Annotated in this window: 21 protein-coding genes; 16 read left to right on the forward strand and 5 right to left on the reverse strand. The window is 60.6% G+C overall.

Annotated features, from left to right (window positions below; all coding sequences use genetic code 11):
- Positions 1-5: 5 nt before the first annotated feature.
- On the reverse strand, positions 6-731 hold the full coding sequence (locus tag FHT71_RS05945; RefSeq protein ID WP_183719238.1) for a LuxR family transcriptional regulator: 726 nt from the start codon (positions 729-731) through the stop codon (positions 6-8).
- 519 nt (positions 732-1,250) lie between these two features.
- On the opposite strand from FHT71_RS05945, the gene FHT71_RS05950 reads away from it, so the two are divergent.
- A complete protein-coding gene (locus FHT71_RS05950; protein ID WP_132588816.1) occupies positions 1,251-2,930 on the forward strand; it encodes a formate--tetrahydrofolate ligase in 1,680 nt (559 codons plus the stop codon).
- Between the two features lie 308 nt (positions 2,931-3,238).
- Positions 3,239-3,619: a VOC family protein gene (locus tag FHT71_RS05955; protein WP_037082028.1), complete on the forward strand. Its 381-nt coding sequence runs from the start codon at positions 3,239-3,241 to the stop codon at positions 3,617-3,619.
- A 7-nt stretch (positions 3,620-3,626) separates the two neighbouring features.
- Here FHT71_RS05955 and FHT71_RS05960 read toward each other — a convergent pair whose 3' ends face one another.
- Positions 3,627-4,478 (reverse strand): extensin family protein, encoded by an 852-nt coding sequence (locus FHT71_RS05960; RefSeq protein WP_132588815.1) that lies wholly within the window; start codon positions 4,476-4,478, stop codon positions 3,627-3,629.
- A 265-nt stretch (positions 4,479-4,743) separates the two neighbouring features.
- On the opposite strand from FHT71_RS05960, the gene FHT71_RS05965 reads away from it, so the two are divergent.
- From FHT71_RS05965 to queF, 10 genes are all read left to right on the forward strand, one after another.
- Positions 4,744-6,867, forward strand: a complete 2,124-nt coding sequence (locus tag FHT71_RS05965; RefSeq protein WP_183719240.1) for a TonB-dependent receptor — start codon at positions 4,744-4,746, stop codon at positions 6,865-6,867.
- Between the two features lie 263 nt (positions 6,868-7,130).
- Positions 7,131-9,320: an anthranilate synthase gene (locus FHT71_RS05970; RefSeq protein WP_007789884.1), complete on the forward strand. Its 2,190-nt coding sequence runs from the start codon at positions 7,131-7,133 to the stop codon at positions 9,318-9,320.
- A gap of 177 nt (positions 9,321-9,497) precedes the next feature.
- Positions 9,498-10,214 (forward strand): TIGR02117 family protein, encoded by a 717-nt coding sequence (locus FHT71_RS05975; protein WP_246717963.1) that lies wholly within the window; start codon positions 9,498-9,500, stop codon positions 10,212-10,214.
- Between the two features lie 169 nt (positions 10,215-10,383).
- Entirely contained in the window at positions 10,384-10,620 is a 237-nt protein-coding gene (locus tag FHT71_RS05980) for a hypothetical protein (protein ID WP_037082076.1), read from the forward strand.
- Positions 10,621-10,631: 11 nt separating this feature from the next.
- Positions 10,632-11,297 (forward strand): DUF2161 family putative PD-(D/E)XK-type phosphodiesterase, encoded by a 666-nt coding sequence (locus FHT71_RS05985; RefSeq protein WP_183719244.1) that lies wholly within the window; start codon positions 10,632-10,634, stop codon positions 11,295-11,297.
- Positions 11,298-11,656: 359 nt separating this feature from the next.
- Positions 11,657-12,115, forward strand: a complete 459-nt coding sequence (locus FHT71_RS05990) for a (2Fe-2S)-binding protein (protein ID WP_007789891.1) — start codon at positions 11,657-11,659, stop codon at positions 12,113-12,115.
- A gap of 3 nt (positions 12,116-12,118) precedes the next feature.
- Positions 12,119-14,278, forward strand: a complete 2,160-nt coding sequence (locus tag FHT71_RS05995) for a xanthine dehydrogenase family protein molybdopterin-binding subunit (RefSeq protein WP_183719246.1) — start codon at positions 12,119-12,121, stop codon at positions 14,276-14,278.
- An 11-nt stretch (positions 14,279-14,289) separates the two neighbouring features.
- On the forward strand, positions 14,290-14,943 hold the full coding sequence (locus FHT71_RS06000; protein ID WP_132588811.1) for an Isoquinoline 1-oxidoreductase subunit: 654 nt from the start codon (positions 14,290-14,292) through the stop codon (positions 14,941-14,943).
- Positions 14,944-15,188: 245 nt separating this feature from the next.
- Positions 15,189-16,103 (forward strand): CDF family cation efflux transporter EmfA, encoded by a 915-nt coding sequence (emfA, locus tag FHT71_RS06005; protein WP_183719248.1) that lies wholly within the window; start codon positions 15,189-15,191, stop codon positions 16,101-16,103.
- Positions 16,104-16,568 (forward strand): preQ(1) synthase, encoded by a 465-nt coding sequence (queF, locus tag FHT71_RS06010; protein WP_007789896.1) that lies wholly within the window; start codon positions 16,104-16,106, stop codon positions 16,566-16,568.
- Between the two features lie 31 nt (positions 16,569-16,599).
- Here queF and FHT71_RS06015 read toward each other — a convergent pair whose 3' ends face one another.
- Positions 16,600-17,394 (reverse strand): glycosyltransferase family 25 protein, encoded by a 795-nt coding sequence (locus FHT71_RS06015; protein WP_132588810.1) that lies wholly within the window; start codon positions 17,392-17,394, stop codon positions 16,600-16,602.
- A 146-nt stretch (positions 17,395-17,540) separates the two neighbouring features.
- Positions 17,541-18,344, reverse strand: a complete 804-nt coding sequence (locus FHT71_RS06020; RefSeq protein ID WP_132588809.1) for a DUF2076 domain-containing protein — start codon at positions 18,342-18,344, stop codon at positions 17,541-17,543.
- A 216-nt stretch (positions 18,345-18,560) separates the two neighbouring features.
- Here FHT71_RS06020 and FHT71_RS06025 point away from each other — a divergent pair, with 216 nt between their 5' ends.
- The 4 genes from FHT71_RS06025 to leuA all read left to right on the forward strand — a co-directional run bounded on the left by FHT71_RS06025 (position 18,561) and on the right by leuA (position 23,545).
- Entirely contained in the window at positions 18,561-19,148 is a 588-nt protein-coding gene (locus FHT71_RS06025) for an ATP-dependent Clp protease proteolytic subunit (RefSeq protein ID WP_037082079.1), read from the forward strand.
- Between the two features lie 86 nt (positions 19,149-19,234).
- Positions 19,235-19,966, forward strand: a complete 732-nt coding sequence (locus FHT71_RS06030) for a class I SAM-dependent methyltransferase (protein ID WP_132588808.1) — start codon at positions 19,235-19,237, stop codon at positions 19,964-19,966.
- Between the two features lie 347 nt (positions 19,967-20,313).
- Positions 20,314-21,498, forward strand: coding sequence for a benzoate/H(+) symporter BenE family transporter (locus FHT71_RS06035; protein ID WP_132588807.1), 1,185 nt, complete (start codon positions 20,314-20,316; stop codon positions 21,496-21,498).
- A gap of 331 nt (positions 21,499-21,829) precedes the next feature.
- A complete protein-coding gene (gene leuA, locus FHT71_RS06040) occupies positions 21,830-23,545 on the forward strand; it encodes a 2-isopropylmalate synthase (protein ID WP_007789903.1) in 1,716 nt (571 codons plus the stop codon).
- A 112-nt stretch (positions 23,546-23,657) separates the two neighbouring features.
- Here leuA and FHT71_RS06045 read toward each other — a convergent pair whose 3' ends face one another.
- A complete protein-coding gene (locus FHT71_RS06045) occupies positions 23,658-24,500 on the reverse strand; it encodes an anti-sigma factor (RefSeq protein ID WP_183719250.1) in 843 nt (280 codons plus the stop codon).

A 24,500-nucleotide genomic window follows, 5' to 3' on the forward strand; every position in this document is an offset into this window, starting at 1 on the left:
CTTGCTCAGTTGATCAGCTTCATCCGGATCGCCTTGGCGACAACTTGCGTTCGATTTACGCAGTCGAGCTTCTTGATGGCGCTCGTCATGTAGGCATTCACGGTGTGATCCGACAACGAAAGGATCTGGCCGATCTCGATCGACGTTTTTCCCTGTGCCGTCCAGCGGACGACCTCCCGTTCGCGGGCAGAAAGGGGCGTGTGCTCCGTAACCTTCGATTGCTTCGTGCGGTTATAGGCGTCGAGCAGATGGAGGGTCACCATCGTGAGTTCGTTGAGCTCGGTTTGTCCGAGCACCGGGCGATCACCGGCCAGCCAGAACAGGATTCGCTCACCGTCGCGTGTATATGCGGGGACAGCAACGCCCGTCGGTATGCCGAAGTCATGCAGAAGTTTACTCAACTCATGCGGGAAAATGTCAGCAGAGGAGTTGTCGGAAAGGCTCCACGAGCGCGGCAGGGCCGAGTCGCCCATTCCGGTCGACAGCATGGGAAAACGCATGATGCGGGCGCGGTCGAATTGGTTGTAGTATGTGGACGGAAGCGACGTTTCAATGAGGAGGGCTTTGAGAAGAACGCTTTCAGGAGCGGGAGCAAGCATCAACGTGACATGCCGGAAGCCATAGGCGCGCGCTACTCTGACGAGAATTTGCGCGAATTCGGCCTTGGTATTGACAGTTGAAATCTCTGTGGCCAGAGACAGCTGCCTTTCCGAGGTAGTCATGTAAGACATTAATGCGTCCCTGCTTACCTTCATTTCAGCGCCATAGAATATGCAAACTGATATATTTGCTAGTGCGAAACGGCGGGGTCTGCAGCGATTAATTTCAAATGTATTACTTTAACCACAGGATCGTCCTATGGTTGCGCCATCCCCTATTCGAAACGCAACCCAAGGAGACGGAAGCGGCTTTCCGCGCAAGCGCTCCAGGAAAATATGCAGGTTCGTCGGGGGGCGCCAGCGCCTGCGAATCACGTCACGATCAGATCTTGTCCGTCGCCTTCGCCTTTTTCCGTTAGCTGCTCGAGAAGCCAAGCATGACCGCAGAGCGGACGGATGCCAGGATGCGCTCGACAATGAGTTCGAGTGATGTCATGTCTTGTCCTGCCACGTCTAGAATCAATGTCTGACTGATAGCGGCTTGGATAAGCGCTGGGCAACCAGCGCACTATTCACAGTCGCGGCATATTTCGCTATCCCGTTGAAGCAAAGGTGGCGCCGATCGAGCGCACAGGCCAGTGGGGAAACGGGATGGCAGCCTACAAATCCGACATCGAGATTGCGCGCGCGGCGGAGAAAAAACCGATCTTCGAGATCGGTGCAAAGCTCGGCATTCCGGCCGAGCAACTGGCGCCATACGGGCATGACAAGGCCAAGCTCAGCGCGCAATTCATTGCGGCACAGGCCGAGAAGCCTGATGGCAGGTTGATCCTCGTCACGGCAATCAATCCGACACCCGCAGGCGAGGGCAAGACGACGACGACCGTCGGCCTCGGCGATGGGTTGAACCGGATCGGCAAGAAGGCGATCGTCTGCATCCGCGAGGCTTCGCTCGGACCATGCTTCGGGGTCAAGGGCGGCGCTGCCGGTGGCGGCTATGCGCAAGTCATTCCGATGGAAGACATCAACCTGCATTTCACCGGCGATTTCCATGCGATCACCTCGGCCCACAATCTGCTCGCGGCGATGATCGACAATCACATCTATTGGGGCAACGAGCAGGATATCGATCTCAGGCGCGTCACGTGGCGGCGCGTGATGGACATGAACGACAGGGCGCTGCGCGAGATGGTCTCCTCGCTTGGTGGGGTCGCCAACGGCTTTCCCAGGCAGAACGGCTTCGACATCACGGTGGCCTCCGAGGTGATGGCCATTCTTTGCCTCGCCACGGACCTCAAGGATCTGGAGGAGCGCCTCGGCAACATCATCGTCGGCTACCGGCGCGACAAGACGGCCGTCTATGCCCGCGACCTGAAGGCCGATGGGGCCATGGCCGTTCTCCTGAAGGATGCCTTGCAGCCGAACCTTGTCCAGACGCTGGAAAACAATCCGGCCTTCGTGCATGGCGGCCCGTTCGCCAATATCGCGCATGGCTGCAACTCGGTGATCGCCACGCAGACGGCGCTGAAGCTCGGCGACTATGTCGTGACGGAAGCGGGTTTCGGCGCCGATCTCGGGGCCGAAAAATTCTTCGACATCAAATGCCGAAAGGCGGGACTGAAACCGGATGCCGCCGTTATTGTCGCGACGGTGCGCGCACTCAAGATGAATGGCGGCGTGACGAAGAACGATCTCGGAACGGAGAATGTCGCCGCGCTGAAGAAGGGCTGCTCCAACCTCGGCCGCCATGTCGCCAACGTTCGCAAGTTCGGCGTTCCCGTCGTCGTCGCCATCAATCATTTTGTCTCGGATACGGATGCGGAAATCGCAGCCGTGAAGGAGTATGTCTCGCGCCTCGGGGCGGAGGCGATCCTCTGCAGGCACTGGGCCAAGGGGTCTGCCGGCATCGAGGAACTCGCCTACAAGGTGGTCGAGCTTGCGGAATCGGGACAGTCGAGATTCGAGCCGCTCTATCCCGACGACGTCTCCCTGTTCGAGAAGATCGAGATCGTGGCCTCGAAGATTTACCACGCAGGCGAGGTGACCGCTGACAAGGCGGTGAGGGACCAGTTGCTTGCCTGGGAGGAGCAGGGCTACGGGCACCTGCCGGTCTGCATGGCGAAGACGCAATACTCCTTTTCGACCGATCCGAACCTGCGCGGCGCGCCGGAAGGACATATCGTGCCGGTCCGCGAAGTCCGCCTCTCGGCAGGCGCTGGCTTCGTGGTGGCCATCACCGGCGAGATCATGACCATGCCTGGTTTGCCGAGATCGCCCTCGGCGGAGCGGATTTACCTCAATGATCAGGGCTATATCGAGGGCTTGTTCTGATCGGGCGTTGAGAAACCGATTGAAAGGGCTCGGATCTTGATTCAGCGTTGGTGTCTAGGCCTCTGGCTTTTTGGCATTTGCCAGGCAGGGGCTTGCTGTCGCTGCCGCTCAAGTGCTAAATCCAAGGCGTCGAAAAAGGCAGGGTCGGATATGGTAAGCACGGCCCCTTCCGCAAGGAAGCTCTGATCCGCACCACTATTCCAGTGCATGTGAGAACCCGCGACGAGAAACGGCGCATCCCGCGCCGCTCTCGGCGGATTCAATGCGCGTTATACGTCGTTCCGCCGGGCAACCCGAAGGAATGAACAATGCGAATGAACCATATTGATATTCACGTGCCCGATGTCGCTGCCACTGCCGCATTTCTCGTCCGGCATTTCGGCCTGTATCTGCGGGAGATGCGAGGTGCGAGCGGCCTTGCGATCCTTGACGACGATGCCGGCCTCGAAATCGTGGTCAGCCACCCGATCGAAAAGTTCGGTAGCGGCGATCAGCAGGCGCTGGACCTCGTCACCTATCACCTCGGCTTCATCCAGACCGAGCGAAGCAACGTTGACCGGCTATATAGCGCGTTGAAGGAAAGCGACGCCGAAATCGTCGGTGAGCCGCGCGAGATGCGCGGTGGATATCTCTTTTATTGCATGGCGCCGGGGCGCGTGCTGATCGAGGTCGGATGGCGTGCGGGATGACCCGCCGCTAGTGACAGTAGCGATATCCTCCGTTCCGCTCCAACACGTCGAGGTGGAAGTGCGTTTCGTGGGCTGCGTCACTTTCGGGGTCCAGCACCGTCATGAAGTAGAGGCAGGCGGCGGCGCTGATCGTCCGCTGGAAGGCTCCGATCAGCGTTGAATCCTCCCTGCGCGGCTGAACGGCGATGTCCTTGCCTTTTTCGAAACTGAAGCTTGCAATGTCGATCGCATTGCCGCGCGCGTGCTCGGAAACCTTGCCGGTTTCCGCGCCGTTGCGCAGGCGGCAGACATAGGACGATGCCTGATTGACGGCGACGATGCGGCCCTGATCCATCGCGGCGGCGCTTGCCGCCGGGATGACGCTTTCCTTCATCCAGCGGGCCAGGGCGAGGGCGACAGGGCAGCGAAACACCGCCTCTGGCTGCAATTTTATTCCCGGCAAAGCCTCGGAAACCTTGATCGGTTTGTCGATTCCGCAGCCGTTGCCGTCATCGATACGCGCGATGTCCTTGAAGACAACGCCGAGGACCTGAAGCTCCCGCTCACATTGCGAATGCTCGGCGTCGCTCTCTGCGGCAATCGTCAGATGCTGCTCTTCCAGCGTCTGCTGCGACGGAAGTTTCGGTCCCTGCTTTTCCGGTACGCCAGAAGAGTTTGGAGGACCCTGCTTGATCGGCGGCGCTCCGGTTTTGCCTCTCTCGGGTTTCGGTTCGGGTATCGGGGGAAGTTGCGGGGCGGGCGCAGCCGTATTGGATTCACCTGGACGGGCCGCCGGGAAAGGGCCCGTGTCCGGCAGGCGTGCGCTGGTCAAAAGCCCAATGCAGCTCAGTGCCGCTAAAATTACGATGATATTCTTCACGCATCCACCCGTTGTATGTTGAACCGGGGAGGAGAACGTGCGGATGCGGTTTTCGTTGCAATTTCGCAACGTTGATCCCTATGGTGAAAATATGAGTTATTAAATCAAGATAACTGTCTCTCGATATATTGACAATTAAACTCATGTTTTTTATGCGGCAAAAAGAAGGCGAAAAACGTCGCCAGAAAGCCTAGCCAGCCCATCGAAACGCAGCCGCGTCACGACCAGCCAGCCCGGTGGATATTTCTCTCAAGGGGTTGATTTCATGATCGTCCGGCACTCGCGCTCGGTTCTACTCGCCTGCACGGCACTTGCTTTTGTTTTGCCTTCCGCCATTGCTTTTGCGCAAAGCGCGCCTTCGACTGGCCAGACGGCCGGAGAGCAGCAGGCCAAGAGCGAGGGCGATACCTTCCTCTCGCCAATCATCGTGAAGGGTAGCCGGCAGGCGGCCAACGATCCCTACACCAAGCCGGGTCCTTCAAGCACGGTCACGGCGGACCAGATCAACCTCCAGGCGGGGCAGGGTACGGATGATCTGCTGCGCAGCGTTCCGGGAACGTCGACGGCCAACAATCCCCAGAACCCCGGCGTAGCCGTAAACATTCGCGGCTTCGAGGGCTCCGGCCGCGTCAACATGTCGATCGACGGCGTTCGCCAGAATTTCCGCTTCACCGGTCATGAGGCGCAAGGATTTACCTACGTGGATCCGGCGTTCCTGGCAGGCATCGACGTGACCCGCGGTGCAGTCACCGGTATCGGCGGCGGTGCGCTGGCCGGGACAGTCAATTTCCGTACCTACGAGATCGATGATCTGATCCAGGGCGACAAGAACTACGGTGGCATCGTCTCTGCGACGGTCGGAACCAACGAACTTGGTTGGTCCGAGTCGGCCATCGGCGCCTATCGGTTCAACGATGTCTTTGCCGTCCTCGGCGGTATCAGCAAGAGCGATCCGGGCAACTACGAGAACGGCGACGGCGTTACCGTGCCTTTCACCGAGCAGGATCTGCTTTCCGGCATGCTGAAGGCTGAGATCACGCCGAACGCGGAAAACACGATCAAACTCGGCGGCATCACCTACGACAACGACTTCTTCGCCAATTCCTATTTCCAGAACGTGAAGAACAAGACGTTTGCCGCGAGCTACGCCTATACGCCCGGCGACAACGAGCTGATCGATTTCAAGACGAACTTTTACTACAACCGCCTTGAGATGAAATATGACACGAACGCCACGGGCGGCGGTGCGGCCGCCGGTCGCCGGATTACCGATACCGGGATTGGCTTCGACGTCTCCAACACTTCCAGGTTCAACCTCGGCGACGTTGCTGTCGTCACCAACTATGGTGTCGAGTACTTCCACGACGATTACGATGTGGTCAACAGCCGGACGCAGCCCTTGGGTGGCGTCAACGGCGACGGCAAGAGCGGCATCCTTGGTGTCTTCGACACGACGACATTCACCTACGGCATGGCGGATCTGACGCTTGGCCTGCGCTATGATCATTTCGATATTGACGGTTCGGGGTCGGTTGTCGCAGGCAACCCGCTCGGTATGCCGGCCGGCGCCTATAGCGTCGACAAGTCCGATGGACGCCTGAACCCCAGTGTCACCTTTGCGCTCAATCCGACTGATTGGTTCCAGCCGTATGTGACATATGCAGAAACCCAGCGGGCGCCGACCATCAACGAAACTTTTGCTGGCGGATCGCATCCAGGCGCTACCGGCCAGAACTTCTTCCCCAATCCCTTCCTCGAGCCGGAAACCTCCAAGGGCTGGGAAATCGGCGCCAACGTCAAGTTCGATGGCATACTGGATGCGGGCGACAGCTTCCGCCTCAAGGCCAACTATTTCAACGACCGTATCGACAACTATATCACGGGTGCGTTTGCAGGGGGCGGCAGGCAGACCTTCTTCATCAACAATCCCGGTACGTCGAAAGTCGACGGCATCGAAATCCAGGCCGCGTATGACGCGGGCTTCGTCTTCGGGGAGCTTGCCTATACCCATACCAATACGGACCTGCCTGCGCAGATCAATGGCTTCGGTGTGCAGAGCTACCTGCCTGAAAACATCTTCAGCGCCACTCTCGGCGGCCGCTTCCTTGAAGATCAGAGATTGACCGTCGGTACGCGCCTGTTTGCTGCCGGACAGGCCGACATCGGGCAAATCAACGCAATGAATGCCGGACGCCCGCGGTTCATGAGCGGCTATGGCGTCGTCGATCTCTTTGCGAATTACCAGTGGGAAAACGGCCTGGAGCTGACGGCGAGCGTGACAAACGTCTTTGACAAGGCCTACACGCCGGCTTCCAGCACGATCCAGACCACGACGATCGACACCGGTCGCGGTCGTACCTTCATGGTTACAGCGAAAGCCAGGTTCTGAACCGACGGCATAATGATGCGTAGGGCGGCCATTGCGCCGCCCTTCTTCATTCGCCGGATTCGGCTCTTGCACTTGGTCCGATCTCACGCTAACAATTTCGCCCATGAACACGTCCTTGAACATTGCAGTTTGGTGGTGGGCTCGCTGAGGCGGCCTCGACCAATCGTGTCCAAAGACGACGAGTGAGCCGCCCGGAAAACGCCAGGCGGCTTTTTTGCTTTTTAAGGCTGCCTGTCATCCGGGCCCGACAACGGAGTGGAACAATGGTAACGATCCTTCGGGATGACGGAGCGGAAATCTACGAGACGAAGGGCGGCATAACCGTTACCCGGCAGCGCCGGGCGATCCCCTATGCCGATGCAGTCTCGTCCTATGTCGACAAGCTCGACGAGCGCCGTGGCGCCGTCTTCTCGTCGAACTACGAATATCCGGGCCGCTATACCCGCTGGGACACCGCCGTCGTCGACCCGCCGCTCGGCATTTCTTGCCATGGCCGCGAGGTCTGGATCGAGGCCTACAATGAGCGCGGCGAGGTGATCCTCTCCTTTATCACGGAGCGCCTCAAGACGATCTCAGATCTCGTGCTCGGTGCTTCGACGGCGCGGCGCCTCGACCTGACCGTGAAGACGCCCGAGCGCGCCTTCACCGAAGAAGAACGTTCGAAGATCCCGACCGTCTTCACCGTGTTGCGCGCCATCACCGATCTCTTCTATTCGCAGGCGGATGCCAACCTCGGCTTCTATGGCGCCTTCGGCTACGACCTTGCTTTCCAGTTCGATGCGATCAATCTGAAGCTGACGCGTCCGAGCGACCAGCGCGACATGGTGCTCTACCTGCCGGACGAAATCCTCGTCGTCGACAACTACTCGGCCAAGGCCTGGATCGACCGCTACGACTTCGAAAAGGGCGGGCTTTCGACCGAGGGCGAGGCCGGCGACATTCCGGCTGAACCGTTCCAGCGCACAGACGCCATTCCGCCGAAGAGTGACCATCGCCCCGGCGAGTATGCCAACCTCGTCGTCAAGGCCAAGGAAAGCTTCCGCAAGGGCGATCTCTTCGAAGTGGTGCCCGGCCAAAAGTTCATGGAGCGCTGCGACAGCAAGCCTTCCGACATTTCCAAGCGGCTGAAGGCGATCAATCCGTCGCCCTACTCCTTCTTCATCAATCTCGGCAACCAGGAATATCTGGTCGGCGCCTCGCCTGAAATGTTCGTGCGTGTGTCCGGCCGCCGCATCGAGACCTGCCCGATATCAGGCACGATCAAGCGCGGCGACGATCCGATCGCCGACAGCGAACAGATCCTGAAGCTGTTGAACTCCAAGAAAGACGAGTCGGAGCTTACCATGTGCTCGGACGTCGACCGCAACGACAAGAGCCGTGTCTGCGAGCCGGGTTCGGTGAAGGTCATCGGCCGCCGTCAGATCGAGATGTATTCGCGTCTGATCCACACCGTCGACCACATCGAGGGCCGGCTGCGCGACGACATGGATGCCTTTGACGGCTTTCTGTCTCACGCCTGGGCCGTGACGGTCACCGGCGCACCGAAGCTGTGGGCGATGCGCTTCATCGAAAGCCATGAGAAGAGCCCGCGCGCCTGGTACGGCGGCGCTATCGGCATGGTCGGCTTCAACGGCGACATGAACACCGGCCTGACGCTGCGCACCGTGCGCATCAAGGACGGGATTGCCGAAGTCAGGGCAGGGGCGACCTTGCTCAACGATTCCGATCCGCACGAAGAAGAAGCCGAAACCGAACTGAAGGCCTCCGCCATGCTTTCCGCCATCCGCGATGCCAAGGCCGGCAACTCCGGCAAGGTCAGCCGCGACGTCGCTGCCGTCGGCAAGGGCGTCAAGATCCTGCTCGTTGATCACGAAGACAGCTTTGTGCACACGTTGGCGAATTATTTCCGCCAGACGGGGGCGACGGTCTCAACCGTGCGCACGCCGGTGCCGGAGGAAATCTTCGATAGGCTGGATCCGGATCTGGTCGTCTTGTCGCCAGGTCCAGGCAATCCGAAGGATTTCGACTGCAAGGCGACGATCAAGAAGGCGCGGGCGCGCAACCTGCCGATCTTCGGCGTCTGCCTCGGATTGCAGGCGCTGGCAGAAGCCTATGGCGGCGAACTGCGGCATTTGGCGCTGCCGATGCACGGCAAACCGTCGCGCATCCGCGTGCTCGAGCCGGGCATCGTGTTCTCGGGCCTCGGCAAGGAGGTGACGGTCGGGCGCTATCACTCGATCTTTGCCGATCCGTCGACGCTGCCGCGTGATTTCATCATCACGGCGGAAAGCGAAGACGGCACGATCATGGGCATCGAGCACGAGAAGGAACCGATTGCGGCCGTGCAGTTCCACCCCGAATCGATCATGACGCTTGGCGGCGATGCCGGCATGCGGATGATCGAGAACGTCGTCGCGCATCTGTCCCGCAAGGCAAAGACCAAGGCGGCCTGAGACGAGGCGTCGGGCGAGACCGTCTCGGCCTCTTTGGAGATAATCGAAGGCATGGCCACTGTTGTGGGCCACGCCTTCGGACCTGCGGAAAATTCCCGTGCGGTGTCAAGATTTTCTACGCCAGATTGCCACAATAGCTGTTAAGCATCCACTGCTCTGTCGGCGATGGATGGCTGCATGCTCCTGAAGATCCTGAAGTCATTCGCGATCGTCATCGCGCTAATCGCTGCGACAACTGCGGCCGGCATCGTTTTGCCAAGGCCGATGTGGCGTGACGATCCGACGCCGGGAGACGTCCGCCGCCGCATCCTCGTTCTCAGCAATCCGATCCACACCGACATCGCCGTGCCGGCTGACGCCGATATTCTTGCGCGGTTCGGCTTCCTTCGTGACGGCGCGCTTGATCTGGACGACCCGAACCTTCGCTACATCATCTTCGGATGGGGAGGGCGGTCATTCTATACGGAAACACCGACCTGGCCAGACCTGAAGGCGATGCCGGTCTTCAAGAGCTTCAGCCTCGACAATTCCGTGATGCATGTTTCGCTGGCCGGCGACATTCCGCTCGACCACCCGAGCGTCATGGCGGTCGATGTCGGCGAGGAGGGGTACAGGCGCCTGCTCGGCTTCGTTCTCGGCAGTTTCACCGAGCAGGTCGGCAAGCCGATGCCGCTGGCCGGATTCTCGTATGGCGAGAACGATGCCTTCTTTGAAGCTGAGGGCCATTTCAATGCCTTCTTGGGGTGCAACACCTGGACTGCCGCGGCGTTGCGTCAGGCTGGTCTCGTGTCCGGATGGTGGACAGCGCTGCCGTGGCTGCTCAGAGCTTCCCTGTGGCTCCACAATGATCAGGCCGTATTTGCTGACGAAGCCGCCTCCGGCAATCTACCGTGAACTGCGATCTTGCGTGGCCGCCGCAATGGTAGCTCGGTCGCCGCCCTCTTGGTCTCGCATCGGTTTGGCAGGGTGCAGTTCGGACACCAGCGACAAGAGCCGGCAGAGTCTGATTGACATCCTGCAACAAATCAGAACATTTCCGGAACGATGAATGAGGAATAACGTCGTGGCCAATGCTGAGAAGTTTATCGTGCTCCCGTACCGTAAGAACCGGGGCAATCTGGTGCCGGGCGAGATGCGCCAGGCATCGAACGCTGTCAGCGCGGAGAAGATTGCGACCTCCATGGCCTCGCGTTTCGTCGGGGTTGCGGCCTATGCCGTGATGGTCGACGAGGAGACCGGCGATATGTCGTCGCCGCGGCTGCTTGCCCGGCACGGCGAGATTGCCGACCTCAATTCCTGATAACAGTCTCGATGGAAACCTCGCTCTATCTGCCGGTCAAAGGCTTTCTGGAAGCGGCGGGCTATGTCGTTAAAGGCGAGATCGGCGGATGCGATCTCGTCGGCCTGAGCGAGGGAGAGCCGTCCGTCGTCGTGGTGTGTGAGCTGAAACTCAGCTTCAACCTCGAGCTTGTGCTGCAGGCAGTCGATCGAGCGGCAATGAGCGATGAAGTGTGGATCGCCGCCCGCGTTTCCGCCAAGGGGCGAGGGCGCGAGGCCGACAAGCGCTATCGCGATCTGTGCCGTCGGCTGGGGATCGGCATGCTCGGCGTCTCCGATGCCGGCGAGGTCAGCGTTATCGTCAGCTCCGTCTCGCCGATGCCCCGCACCAATCCGAAGCGCCGGTCGCGGCTCGTCAAGGAACATCAGCGCCGGCGCGGCGATCCGGTCGTCGGCGGCGGCTCGCGTGCACCGATCATGACGGCCTATCGCCAGCGTGCCCTGATCTGCGCCGCGGCACTCCAGCAGGGGCTCGTGCGGCCACGCGACATGAAGGCGCTGGCGCCGGATGCTGGCAAGATCCTGCTCGGCAATGTCTACGGCTGGTTCGAGCGTCGGGAGAAGGGCATCTATGCGTTGACGCCAAGCGGCGAAGCTGCGCTCCTTCGCTGGCCGCAAGCCATCAGTGTGGTAGCGTAAAGCCGCTGCGCATCGGCGCCTCGATCATTGCGAGCCCTGCAGACTGACGCTTTACCAGCCACGGCCAGCCCAAATTGGGATCGCCGCTTGGCCGCGGCGACACGCGTTCCGTCGTCGCGCATCTGCGCAAGACAACGAACAACCGACCTAAAAGGCTGAACAATCGGAGCCGCCGTTGCCCCGCATACGGCGGCTTGCTCTTGCCTAAAGGAGATAAACTAGATCGGACTCCAGTAACGCAACCTTTATCGGGAGCGGCGTGGCCAAGCGTCCGTGATCGCCCTAGCTTAGCCGTCGTGAAGAATGCTGCGCAGCTCGCTGGGGCCGCAATGGGTCCAGCCAACCCCCGAGGCTCGACGATGGTTACGTTCACGCTCAATGGACAGACGAAGACTTTCGACGGCGATCCGGATACGCCGCTACTCTGGGTTATCCGTGATTTCGAGAGGCTCACAGGCACGAAATACGGCTGCGGGGTTGCCCAGTGCGGTGCCTGTACGGTGCATATGGACGGCTTCACGCGCCGCTCCTGCATCACGCCGATCTCGACGGCGGAAGGCTCCGAGATTTTCACGATCGAAGGGGTCGAGGGCAAGGAAGCGGAGGCTGTGAAAGCGGCCTGGATCGCGATCGACGTGCCGCAATGCGGATACTGTCAGTCGGGCCAGATCATGTCGGCCGTCTCGCTCTTGCAGAACACCCCGAAGCCGACCGACGAAGATATCGACGGTGCGATGACCGGAAATATCTGTCGATGCGCCACCTACCATCGCATACGGGCGGCAATCCACAGCGCCGCCGCTTCGATGGAGGGTTGAGACATGACCATCCAGGAGATTTCAACCACGCGCCGTGCTTTCCTCGCCGGAAGCGCCGGTCTCGTCATCGGATTTGCGCTGGCGCCGAAGATTGCCGCCTTCGCCGCCGAGAAAGGCGAACAGGCTGGCGGTTCGGACGCGCTCGTGACACTCAACACTTTCGTGAAGGTCGGGACCGACGACACGGTGACGATCCTGTCGAAGCATATCGAGTTCGGGCAGGGGCCGTTCACCGGTCTCGCGACGCTGATCGCGGAGGAACTCGATGCCGATTGGGGGCAGATGCGTGCCGTGCATTCGCCCGCCGATGACAAGATCTACGCCAACCTTGCTTACGGTCTGCAGGGGACCGGTGGCTCCACCTCGATCGCCAATTCCTACGAGCAATTCCGCAAGGCAGGAGCGACGGTACGCGCCATGCTGGTTGCGGCCGCGGCCGATGAGTGGAAGGTTCCGGCAAGCGAGATCACCGTCGAAAAAGGCCGTGTCAAGCATCCCGGTTCCGGCAAGGAGAGCGGCTTCGGCGCCCTGGCAACGAGGGCCGCCGCCATCAAGCCGCCGGCCGACATCGAGCTGAAGGATCCTGCAAAGTTCACTCTGATTGGGCAGGAACTGCCAAAGCTCGACACCGTCTCCAAGACCAACGGCCAGGCAATCTTTACGCTGGACATCGTGCCGGACAATCTGCTGGTCGCGGTGGTCGCCCACCCGAACCATTTCGGAGCAACGGTCAAATCGTTCGACGATCGCGAAACGCGCAAGGTGAAGGGTGTTGTCGACGTCAAGCAATTGCCGCAGGGTGTCGCCGTCTATGCCGACAACACATTTGCTGCGTTGAAGGGCCGTTCGGTCCTGAAGGTCGATTGGGATCTTTCCAATGCGGAGACGCGCTCCAGCGACAAGCTTGCAGCCGACTATGCGAAGGCGCTGACGGAGAAGGGCGTCACTGCCGCCGAGAAGGGCGATGTCGAGAAGGCCTTCGGCGACAAAGGGCTGAAGACCCTCGAAGCGCAGATCATCTTCCCGTTCCTTGCTCATGCGCCCATGGAGCCGCTTGACGCCGTTTTCATCAAGGCGGCGGATGGCAGTCTCGACGTCTACAATGGGGCCCAGTTCCCTGGCGCGGACAAGAATACTGCGGCAAAGATCGTCGGGCTCGATCCGTCAAAGGTCCGGCTGAACACACAGATGACCGGTGGCAGCTTCGGACGCAAGGCGCAATTCGGCTCGCCCTATATGCAGGAGGCGGCCGCCGCCTTTGCGGCGACCGACCAGTCGCGCCCGGTCAAGCACATGTGGACGCGCGAGGACGATATCCGCGGCGGCTATTATCGGCCGATGTATCTTCACAAGATGCGCGGCGCCATGAATGCGGATGGCCGCATCGTCGCCTGGGACCAGGCGATCGTCGGCCAGTCGATCCTGGGCAAGGCGGATCTCGACAGCACATCGGTCGAGGGGGCTTCCGACCTGCCTTACGACGTGCCGAACCTCAGGGTGATCTCGCATAATGTGAAGCTTGCCGTGCCGCCGCTCTGGTGGCGATCTGTCGGACATACGCATACCGGCTTTGCGGTCGAGACCTTCCTTGACGAGCTGCTCCAGATGGCCGGCAAGGATCCGGTGGAAGGGCGGCTCGAGCAGCTCAAGGAAGATCCGCGTTACGCGGGCGTGTTGAAGAAGGCGGCGGAGCTTGCTGATTGGGGCGGGAAGATACCGGAAGGCAGACAGCGCGGCGTGGCCGTGGTCAAGAGCTTCAACACCTATGTCGGCCAGGTGGCGGAGGTGTCGGCCGGGGCCGACGGAACACCGCGCGTGCACAAAGTCTGGTGCGCGGTCGATTGCGGCGTGGCGATCAATCCGAACGTCATCAAGGCGCAGATGGAGGGCGGCATCGGCTACGGCCTTGGTGCGGTTCTGTTCGATGCCGTGACGCTCGGCGAGGGCGGCGCGATCATGCAGTCGAACTTCCATGATTACCGGTCGATCCGGATCAACGAGATGCCGGATGTCGAGGTGGCTGTCATCAAATCCGGCGAGCCGCCCACCGGTGTCGGGGAGCCCGGCGTGCCGCCGGTCGGGCCGGCGACCGCCAATGCCTGGCGGCGGCTGACCGGCACACCGGTTCGCAGCCTGCCAATCGTTGCCGTGACGACAAGCTGAGGGAGGCGGACATGAAAAGCAGACTGGCACTCGCCTGCGCGGCAGGCGGCCTCTCCCTTCTTGCGGCCTTGCCCGCCTCGTTCATGGCGCTGGCGCAGACAGCGCCCGTGTCCGACAAGTCGACACTCAAGCCGGTGGCATCCTTCTCGTCGATCGCCGATCAGAAAGCGCGCTCGGTCGCGCTCTTCAAAGAGGCGGGCAAAGTGATCGAGCATCCTCGATGTCTGAACTGCCATCCGGCGGGCGACAAGCCGCTTCAGACGATAGCCATGCATCCGCATCAGCCGCCAGTCACCCGCGGCGACGGCGGCATGGGCGTGCCTGGCATGATGTGCAACACCTGTCACGGCGCGGAGAATGCAACCATCGTCGGTCAGTCGCCGACGTTGAAGAGCGTTCCCGGCAATCCGGCGTGGCATCTGGCGCCGATCGAAATGGCATGGGTGGGCAAGTCGCTCGGCGAAATCTGTCAGCAGCTCAAGGACCCGACGCGCAACGGCGGCAGGGATCTGAGCAAGATTGTCGAGCACATGTCCCATGACAACCTCGTCGGCTGGGGCTGGAACCCGGGCGAGGGCCGCGAGCCTGCACCCGGCACCCAGGCGGAGTTCGGTGAACTGATCAAGGCCTGGGTCGATACAGGAGCCGCCTGCCCGGCAGGTTGATGAAAATAGCGCCAAGCACTGGTCAGTCCTGGCGCTTGGCCACACCGAGGTTCATCTTCGAAGTCAAATTTGCAGAGCGAAATTACATCGGTATTTCTCGCCGCGCCGTTTGACAAAACATGCATTGTCACCATATGAGCCTCATGGGCCGCCTGCGCGATTTTCGCGCGGGCGGTTTTGCGTTTGAATGGTCTGGTTTGTGCAATTCATTCGCATCCGCATCGATGTCTGCGCAGGGGATGAAAATGGACGAAAAGGGCGATCTCACGGTTCGGCGGCTGGCGCTCTGGGGTATCCCGATGTCGCTCGGGGTCATGGGCCTGAAGATGGTCGCATGGCAGGTGACAGGCTCGGTGGCATTGCTGTCGGACGGGCTGGAATCGACAGTGAACGTCGTTGCCGCCTTCATCGCCTTCTTCGTCATCCGCTACGCACAGAAGCCGGCCGATCACGATCATCCGTTCGGACATCACAAGGCGGAATATCTTTCGGCCGTGACCGAAGGCGTGCTGATCGTCGTGGCGGCGCTGTTGATCGTGAATGAAGCGATTGGGCATCTCTCCGATCCGCGGATGTTGGATGCGCCAGCGCTTGGTCTTGCGATCAACTTTGTCGCCGGCGTGATCAATGCCGTCTGGGCGCAGATCCTGATCAGGAGCGGACGCAAGTATCGCTCGGCGGCGCTGACGGCGGATGGCCAGCACATCATGTCCGATGTCGTCACCTCGGTCGGCGTCCTGGTCGGCCTGCTGCTGGCGCTGGCCACCGGCTACGCAATCTTCGATCCCGTGCTCGCCATCCTGGTTGCCGTCAACATTCTCTATCAGGGCTGGAAAGTGATCTCGCATTCGATCGGCGGCCTGATGGATCAGGCGGTCACGCTCGAGGAGGAGGAGGCGATCAAGCAGGCGATTGCCACCCATGCGGCGGGCTCGATCGGCGTGCATGACCTGAAGACGCGCCGTGCTGGCACCGTCACCTTCGTCGATTTTCATCTTGTCGTGCCGGCCGCCATGTCTGTAAGGCAGGCGCACGATATCTGCGATCGCCTTGAAGATGCCATCCGTGCAGCGCATCGGGGCTCCAGCATCGCCATACACGTCGAGCCAGAGGGCGAGAAGGCCCACGGCATTCGCGTCAAAGTCATCAAGGAGGCTTGAATGCCCAAAACAGATGTATCCAACCTGTCCATGCTGGGCAGCCAGACGGAATCTCCGAAATCACCGGAGGAAGCGGTGCTAGAGCGCGTGCCGTCGAGCCATGCCGGCACCGACTACGTCGTCCGCTTCACGGCACCAGAATTCACGTCGCTCTGCCCGATGACGGGGCAGCCAGACTTCGCCCACATCGTGATCGATTACATCCCCAACGAATGGCTGGTGGAATCGAAATCGCTGAAGCTGTTCCTGCATGCCTTCCGCAATCACGGCGCCTTCCATGAGGATTGCTCGATTTATATTGCCAAGCGGCTGGTCGAACTGCTCGACCCGAAGTGGCTCAGGATCGGCGCCTACTGGTATCCGCGCGGCGGCATTCCGATCGACGTTTTCTGGCAGACCGGCAAGCCGCCCGAGGGCGTTTGGCTGCCCGATCAAGGCGTCGCCACCTATCGCGGTCGCGGCTGAGCCCTGGCGATTTGGTTGAGAGGCCTGGAATTCAAACGTTGTCGCGGTCGAGTGCAAACTTGGCGACATCCATTTGGATCTGGCGCTTCTCGCTGCGAAGGCCGGCTCTCAGAAGATTGCGCGCCTTCACGAGTTCGAGACGCAAGCGCATCAAATGCTTGCCCAGCTTGCTCTTTGGCCTGAACGTATCGTCCTCGGATGCCCGAAGGAAAGGCGCCTTGTTTGCGCTGTCTTCGAGAAAGCGCAATTGGACCACGGGGGCCGGTTCGATCTGAAAGGCCGTAATCCACGATCTATGCCAGAAGTATGCATCGACCAATGCATAGTTCTTCGTGTCTTGAAGCATCTTCGCGGCTGCGCGTGGCCCTATGACATAACCCGCCAAGCCGAGCCGGTTTTGAAAGACGCGCGTCGCCCGGTGGCCGCTGTGATCATCGGTCCAAAGCGGTGACTTCGCCATGATATGGGGCAGGGGTACGAATTCCAGATCGTAGACGCAGTTCCAGTCGTCGTCACGGTCGCGGATAGTCCTTATCACTTCGGCAATATCGCTCGAAAGGACGGCATCGTCCTCCAGGATGATTGTCTTTTCATTTCGCTCTGCGACGGCATTCCATGCCATTCGATGCGAGGTGAAGCAGGCTATGTCCTGGCGAAGCGTCGGACTTGGCCAGTTGTTGGCCGCTTCCTGGCAGGCCTCGAGAGATAGGTCGCTTGCCTCGAACGCGTCGAGAAAACGATATTCCAATCCGAGTCTCGCCATCTGCCGAGACTGATAATGCCTTCTCTCGTTCTCGGACTTGCGACTGATGATAAGGATATTCAACAGATCTTGCCTAGTAGATGGCCATAGCGTTCAAATCTTATTGAGAACTCTGTCTCTATCGTCAAGGTTGATCGTCGATGCCTCACGACGTCCACGCGTGGACGCGGCAACGATCAGGCGACCTCCGGGAAGGCCGCCAGACCGCGTCAGACATTGAAGCTGTCGTCATTGCCGAAGTCGGATTGATCGTCATCGGCGGAATCGTCATCATTGGTGTCGTAGTCGGCTTGCTGAACACTGGCAGTGTCGTTGTCGTCGTTATCGCTTTTCGTGTTGTCGGCTGCCTGCTGCTTGTCACCATCGTTACTGAAATAGTTGTTGATGACCGTCTCTTCCGTCGGCGCGTTGCCGAAGGGATTGTTACCGGCAAGCGGTGAACCCAAGCCAAGCGACGACATGTGGCTCCCGAAGATACCGCTTAGCGAATTGGCGAGCAGCATGCCGCCTGCGACGCCTGCCGCCGTGCCGAGCGCGCCTTGCAGGAAGCTGCCACCTGCAGAAGGCGCCGCCGCCTGCGGGCTCCATGGCCCGGTCGGCTGCTGTGGCATGGCGCGGGGGGTGTCGAAACCGCGATCCTCATGGATCTGCTGGCGCGGCGCGCTTCCCCATGGACCGGAGGAGGGCGGCGGCACCGCCGGCTGCTGGGGCGGTGTCTGGCTGGTGCCGAAGATCGAACTGAGGAAACCGCCGCCTTGTTCGGCCTTGTGATATTCGCTCTGGTCGGCCTCGAGCACACGAATGCGCTCCTCCAGCTGCTTGATATGATTGGCGGCCGCTTCCAGCCCCTTTTCCTGCACGATAACGGCCTGCGCAAGATAATAGGTGGCATAGGGCTGCTCGCTCGTTGCCTGGTCGATCAGCGCTTCGGCGTCATGGTCACGCGGCGTTGCCGATGCGGTGCGGACACGCTCGAAAAGGGCGGTCAACAATTGGCGTTCTTCAGGTGACATGGCCGGTCTCCTTTGTTGCTGGCGATCTCGCGCCTAGGGATGACGTAGGAACGGATTTCGACTTTTCAAAGCCGTGCCAAGTTACATTTCGGTAAGCCGCGCCGTCTGCCTAACCATATCTTCATCCGTTCCGTGGCTTGTCTTTTTCCCGCATTGTTTTACGCATGGAGTCGCACTATGTGCGAGGAACCCGAATTCGACGCAAGAGAGGTTCGAATGTACGAAGAAGAAGAACAGGACGACAAGACGAAGGAACTGCCGCTCGGCAAGGAAACGGAGGCGAACCTTTTCAAGTCGCGTTCGATCTTCATCTACGGGCCGATCACGCAGGAACTCGCGCAGAAGGTCTGCACGCAGCTCGTGGCGCTTGCCGCTGCCAATGACGACGATATCCGCATCTACGTCAACTCACCCGGCGGCCACGTCGAATCCGGCGATTCGATCCATGATATGATCAAGTTCATCAAGCCGAAGGTCTGGATGATCGGAACGGGCTGGGTCGCGTCGGCCGGCGCGCTGATCTATGTCGCAGCGCCGAAGGAGCGGCGCATTTGCCTGCCGAACACGCGCTTCCTGCTGCACCAACCGTCCGGCGGCACGCGTGGCATGGCTTCCGACATTGAAATCCAGGCTCGCGAGATCATCAAGATGAACGAGCGTCTGAACAAGATCATGGCTGAAGCAACCGGTCAGTCCTACGAGAAGATCGCTGCCGATACCGACCGCGACTATTGGCTGTCTGCGGAAGAAGCCAAGGCCTACGGCCTCGTTTCGCGCATTATCATGTCGCAGTCCGAGATCTGATTTCGTGCTATGAAAAGCGCCCTTCTCTTGCCGGCTGGCAGGCCAGGGCGCTTTTTCATTTTCGTACCGAGCCGCGGAGTTCCAACATGCCCGATCTGCATTACGAGCATCCGCGTCTGGCAGCCCTTTATGATCTTGCTTGCGGCTGGTCCGAGGACCGGGATTTCTACCTCTCGCTGGCAGACGGCGGGCCGAAGTCAATCCTCGATCTTGGCTGCGGCACCGGGCTGATCTGCGATGCCTACGCAGCACGCGGTCATGACGTGACCGGCGCCGACCCCTCGGCACCGATGCTCGATATCGCCAAGCGCAAGCCGCATGGCGACAGGATCGAATGGGTCGAGTGTTACTCCCAGGATTTTCGATCCGAAAAGCGCTTCGATTTGATCATCATGACCGGTCATGCCTTTCAGGTATTGCTCGACGAGAGGTCCATTCTCGCCACCTTTGCTGCCATGCGCGAGCATCTGGCGGATGGCGGCTGCATCGTCTTTGAGACCCGCAATCCTGAAATAGACTGGAAAGCCCGCTGGGACGGCGGTGCGTTCGAGGTCGTTCACGGCGGGCTTGTCGTTCGCAAGACGCGCGACGTGGTCTCTTACGGGGAGGGGCGGATCCATTTCGAAACTCGCTATCAATTCCCCGAAGAGACGCTTGTCTCAAAAAGCGAGCTGCTGTTTTTGCCGTGCAGCGATATCGAACGGCACCTCGAGGCTTCCGGGCTGCGCGCCGAAGCCGTCTATGGCGATTGGGACCGTCAGCCTTTCGACCTGCGGACCTCCGAGGAGATGATCTTCGTCGTCCGGCGCGCTTCGTGAGTCAGGCAGCAAGGCACACTCTCAAGCAACGGCGGGCCGCCAGGCGATCACGCCTTCCGCGTTGCTCATAGATCCGCAAGGCCTTGATGGAGATACCTAGCCGCGCTGCCGCCTCGGACGGGCTCAAAGAGTGTGCGGAATGACTCAACGACTCACCTCGTTGGTTGTTTGTCGCCCTGCTTATCGGGGCAGCCCCAGGGGACAGGTCAACAGTATTTCGAACATTGGCGGCGTTTCTTTGCAGGACGGTTCGATGGTGCAGGAGAACGGAACTTGGCCGTCGCGGACTTGTGTTCTTTCCGCGTGTAATGCTCCATGCGGCAGTTGCATTCAGTTCGAGTCCCGCCATGCTCAAAGACTTCTCCGTTCAAAGCCTGTTTATGGGCCTCCTCACTACGTTCGTGGGGTTTGCCAGCTCCTTTGCGGTCGTGCTGCACGGCCTGCAGAGTGTCGGCGCGACGGATGCGCAGGCGGCATCGGGCCTCATGGCGCTATCAATCGCGCTGGGGCTCTGCGCGATCGTGCTGAGCTGCGTGACGCGGCTGCCCATCAGCATTGCATGGTCCACGCCCGGCGGGGCGCTGCTTGCAAGTACCGGCGTGGTCGAGGGCGGGTTCAATGCGGCGGTCGGCGCGTTTCTTATCTGCGCAGTGCTGATCGTGATCGCCGGCCTGTTCAAGCCGCTCGGCCGGGCGGTTGCGGCCATTCCCGCGCCGCTCGCCAATGCGATGCTCGCTGGTGTGCTGATCGGGTTGTGCTTTGCACCGGTCAGGGCGATCGGCTTCAATCCGTCGCTCGGCTTGCCGATCGTATTGGCGTGGATCGCCGTTGGCGCCTTCAAGCGACTCTGGGCGGTGCCGGCGGCTCTGGCGGCCTTCGTGCTTGTGGTTGCCTTCGGCGTCGACATTCCCGAGGGGGCGCTGGGCTCGATCCAACAGGCGCTGCGGCCGCCGGTCGAGTTCGTCATGCCCGTCTTCAACCTGCCGGCTTTCGTCTCCATCGCCCTGCCGCTTTTCATCGTGACCATGGCGTCGCAGAACATCCCCGGCATCGCCGTCCTGAAGGTGAACGGCTACGAGCCGAAACCCGGGCCGCTCTTCTCGGTGACGGGCCTCTTTTCGATCCTATCAGCGCCGTTCGGGGGGCATGCGGTGAATCTGGCTGCCATCACGGCTGCAATGTGCGCCGGCCAGGACGCGCATCCCGATCCCGCGCGACGGTATTGGGCCGTCCTCGTCTCAGGCATCTCCTATGTCATTCTCGGACTACTGGCAGGCGCGGTGACGACCTTCGTGGCCCTGGCGCCGCCAATCCTGATCCAGGCGGTGGCTGGACTGGCACTGGTCGGCGCTTTCTCCGGCTCGGCCATGGCAGCCTTCCAGGCACCGGAATCGCGAGAGGCGGCGGCCATAACGTTTCTGGTGACGGCATCCGGCGTTTCCTTTGCGGGAATCTCGGGCGCATTCTGGGGATTGCTCGCCGGAGGGTCGATGCTGGCCCTGTCACGTTTTGTGCAAGCGGCGAAAAAATAGACGGAGGGATTGCCAGTTTTTTGCACCCCGGCTATAAGCGCGACCATGAAGAACACGGGCATCATGATTTCTGAGCAGATTGCACGCGGGCGTATCGCCCTGCGCGACAATACGCGCGCCCTGACCTCGCTTCTTCTCCTCGGCCTTACGCGCGGTTGCCGGGTCCGTTGAGGAGCGCCCGGCGGCCGAAAGCCCGCCCAGGCCATCGCTCCTCGTGACCAATCCCGAAAACTGATCAACCGGATGCTTTCGCACCGGATTCGTCATCGCCAAGCCAGACCCGATACGCTATGACGCGGCTGGCCAGATGACGGGAAGAGGAAGAGAAGACATGGACACGAACACCCGCTCCCAAACCAAAGGCATGCCCGAGGCGGCGATCAAGTATCGCGCCTATCCGCAGGTGAACATCCCTGACCGTACATGGCCGTCCAAGACGCTGACCAAGGCGCCGATCTGGTGCTCGGTCGATCTGCGCGACGGCAACCAGGCGCTGGTCGACCCGATGGGCCACGACCGCAAGGCCCGGATGTTCCAGTTGCTGCTCGACATGGGTTTTAAGGAAATCGAGATCGGTTTCCCATCGGCATCGCAGACGGATTTCGACTTCGCGCGCTGGTGCGTGGAGCAGAGCAACGTACCTGATGACGTGTCGCTGCAGGTGCTGGTGCAGTGCCGTCCGGAGTTAATTACCCGTACGTTCGAGGCGCTGGAAGGGGCGAACCGCCCGATCGTTCACTTCTACAACTCCACTAGCGAATTGCAGCGTCGTGTCGTGTTCGCCAAGGATGTCCAGGGCATCAAGCAGATCGCAGTCGATGCGGCGAAGATGATTTCCGACATGGCTGCCAAGGCTGGCGGTGGCTACCGCTTCGAATATTCGCCGGAGAGCTTCACCGGGACCGAACTTGAGGTGGCTTTGGATATCTGCAACGCCGTCATCGAGGTGATGAAGCCGACGCCTGACAATAAGCTGATCATCAACCTGCCGTCCACGGTCGAGATGGCGACGCCGAACGTCTATGCCGACCAGATCGAGTGGATGTGCCGCAATCTCGACAATCGCGAAAACCTGATCATTTCGCTGCATCCACATAACGACCGCGGCACCGGTATCGCTGCTGCCGAGTTGGCCTTGCTGGCGGGTGCAGATCGCGTCGAAGGCACGCTGTTCGGCAATGGTGAGCGCACCGGCAACGTCGACGTCGTCACCATGGCGCTGAACATGTTCACTCAAGGAGTCGATCCGGAGATCGACTGCTCCAATATCGTGCGCATGAAGGAAGTGTTCGAATATTCGAACCAGATGCCGATCGGCGAGCGCCACCCTTATGTCGGCGAACTGGTCTACACGGCTTTCTCCGGCTCGCACCAGGATGCGATCAACAAGGGCATGAAGGCGATCAAGGTTGCCAACCACCCGGTTTGGGAAGTGCCTTACCTGCCGATCGATCCGCAGGATGTCGGCCGTACCTACGAGGCGATCATCCGCATCAACTCGCAGTCCGGCAAGGGCGGCATCGCCTACATCCTGCAGCAGGATTACGGGCTGAACCTGCCGCGCAACCTGCAGGTCGAGTTCCGCGAAGACATCCAGCGGATCACCGACGAAGAGGGCAAGGAATTGCCGTCGAAGCGCATCTACGACCGTTTCATCGAGCGCTACGTGACGCAGCCGGTAGGCCGCATCAAGTTCGTCGATCACCACACCTATGCCGATCCGGAGCACAAGGGGCAGCGCATCGTCGCCGCCGAGATCACCGACAACGGCGAGACGAAGCGCATCGAAGGCAAGGGCAATGGCCCGGTCGACGGCTTCGTCAACGCGCTCTCGCACTATCTCGGCATCGACATGTCGGTCGAGGACTATTCGGAGCACTCGCTGCAGCATGGCTCGAACGCTGCGGCCATCTCCTACGTCGAGACCTCCTATCCGGGCGGCAAGCTCTTTGGCGCCGGCATCAGCACGAACATCGTCGGTGCATCCCTGGAGGCGATCGTCTCTGCCGCAAACCGCGTGCTCGAGGTCAAGGCTGGAAAGGCCTGACGCGCCGCGCTCTGGTGCAGCGGACTATTCCGCTGCACTCCTTCCTGGACAGTGCCGAGAATTTTTGGGCGTCGTCATTCGGGCGGCCGCATCGTTGCGGCCTACCCGAACATCAGATCGATGCCGCAACCTGCATGGCGAGCTGGCCGAGCGACGCTTCCGACGATGGGCCGACGAGCACATAGGACGTGCCGGCATTGTGCCAGGCAACCACCCCGATCTCGTCCTTGATCGTTTCTTTGAAATCGTCGATCTCGGAGGGCAAGCTGTCCTTGCGGAAGCAGATGGAAGCCAGATCGCCATCGGAGCTCGTGTAGACCAGCTGGCCGACCGGCCGGCCGTCGCCGATGAAGACGCGTGCACCCTGGAAGGTCCAGCCCTGATCCGACAGGTCAGGCACGCGGAATGCAACGCCAACCGTTGAGGTCAGCCAGGTGGAAATTTCCTCCGCCTGCGTCGACGGCACCTCGAAAATATGACGCGGCTGGCGAGCGATCAGGCGTTGGTTGGCGATGACGTCTGTCAGCCATTGGCTGGAATCGGCGGCGGCTTCGATCGTTGCCGGGGGTGCCGATTGCATCGTGCTGGTGCCGCCGGCGGCGAAAAAACCGATGCCGCAGCCGGCGATGAAGAGGATGATTGCTGCCGCAAGAGCCTGTGGCCCGGTTGGCGCAAGCTTAAACGAGGGCCGCGAAACGCGCGAGGCAACCGGAGCCTTCGGGGGCTGTGCGCTCTTGATCGACCGAACAAGGGCGAGGGGAACCGGTTCCTTGAGAACATCGTCGAGGCGGTGCTTTCCGAAGTCGGCGCCGTGTCGCAGCTTGTCATAGAGCCGCTTGGCACCCTCGTCGTTGGCCAGGCGCTGCTCCAGCTCCTGCTTCTGTTCGGGCGTCGTCTCGCCATCCAGCAGGGCGGTTAGCTGAGCATCGAGCGGCAGTTTTTTGAAATCGAGCAA

It is taken from the genome of Rhizobium sp. BK060 (assembly GCF_014193145.1).
Taxonomy (GTDB): domain Bacteria; phylum Pseudomonadota; class Alphaproteobacteria; order Rhizobiales; family Rhizobiaceae; genus Rhizobium.

What these genes read in the sequence shown, in the direction of transcription:
- leuA (WP_007789903.1), top strand. Translation starts at nt 21,830, where the DNA reads ATGGACACGAACACCCGCTCCCAAACCAAAGGCATGCCCGAGGCGGCG.
- emfA (WP_183719248.1), top strand. Translation starts at nt 15,189, where the DNA reads ATGGACGAAAAGGGCGATCTCACGGTTCGGCGGCTGGCGCTCTGGGGT.
- FHT71_RS06000 (WP_132588811.1), top strand. Translation starts at nt 14,290, where the DNA reads ATGAAAAGCAGACTGGCACTCGCCTGCGCGGCAGGCGGCCTCTCCCTT.
- FHT71_RS05985 (WP_183719244.1), top strand. Translation starts at nt 10,632, where the DNA reads ATGGAAACCTCGCTCTATCTGCCGGTCAAAGGCTTTCTGGAAGCGGCG.
- FHT71_RS05950 (WP_132588816.1), top strand. Translation starts at nt 1,251, where the DNA reads ATGGCAGCCTACAAATCCGACATCGAGATTGCGCGCGCGGCGGAGAAA.
- FHT71_RS05955 (WP_037082028.1), top strand. Translation starts at nt 3,239, where the DNA reads ATGCGAATGAACCATATTGATATTCACGTGCCCGATGTCGCTGCCACT.
- FHT71_RS05945 (WP_183719238.1), bottom strand. Translation starts at nt 731, where the DNA reads ATGTCTTACATGACTACCTCGGAAAGGCAGCTGTCTCTGGCCACAGAG.
- FHT71_RS05970 (WP_007789884.1), top strand. Translation starts at nt 7,131, where the DNA reads ATGGTAACGATCCTTCGGGATGACGGAGCGGAAATCTACGAGACGAAG.
- FHT71_RS05965 (WP_183719240.1), top strand. Translation starts at nt 4,744, where the DNA reads ATGATCGTCCGGCACTCGCGCTCGGTTCTACTCGCCTGCACGGCACTT.
- FHT71_RS05995 (WP_183719246.1), top strand. Translation starts at nt 12,119, where the DNA reads ATGACCATCCAGGAGATTTCAACCACGCGCCGTGCTTTCCTCGCCGGA.
- FHT71_RS06035 (WP_132588807.1), top strand. Translation starts at nt 20,314, where the DNA reads ATGCTCAAAGACTTCTCCGTTCAAAGCCTGTTTATGGGCCTCCTCACT.
- FHT71_RS06025 (WP_037082079.1), top strand. Translation starts at nt 18,561, where the DNA reads ATGTACGAAGAAGAAGAACAGGACGACAAGACGAAGGAACTGCCGCTC.
- FHT71_RS05975 (WP_246717963.1), top strand. Translation starts at nt 9,498, where the DNA reads ATGCTCCTGAAGATCCTGAAGTCATTCGCGATCGTCATCGCGCTAATC.
- FHT71_RS06030 (WP_132588808.1), top strand. Translation starts at nt 19,235, where the DNA reads ATGCCCGATCTGCATTACGAGCATCCGCGTCTGGCAGCCCTTTATGAT.
- FHT71_RS05990 (WP_007789891.1), top strand. Translation starts at nt 11,657, where the DNA reads ATGGTTACGTTCACGCTCAATGGACAGACGAAGACTTTCGACGGCGAT.
- queF (WP_007789896.1), top strand. Translation starts at nt 16,104, where the DNA reads ATGCCCAAAACAGATGTATCCAACCTGTCCATGCTGGGCAGCCAGACG.
- FHT71_RS06020 (WP_132588809.1), bottom strand. Translation starts at nt 18,344, where the DNA reads ATGTCACCTGAAGAACGCCAATTGTTGACCGCCCTTTTCGAGCGTGTC.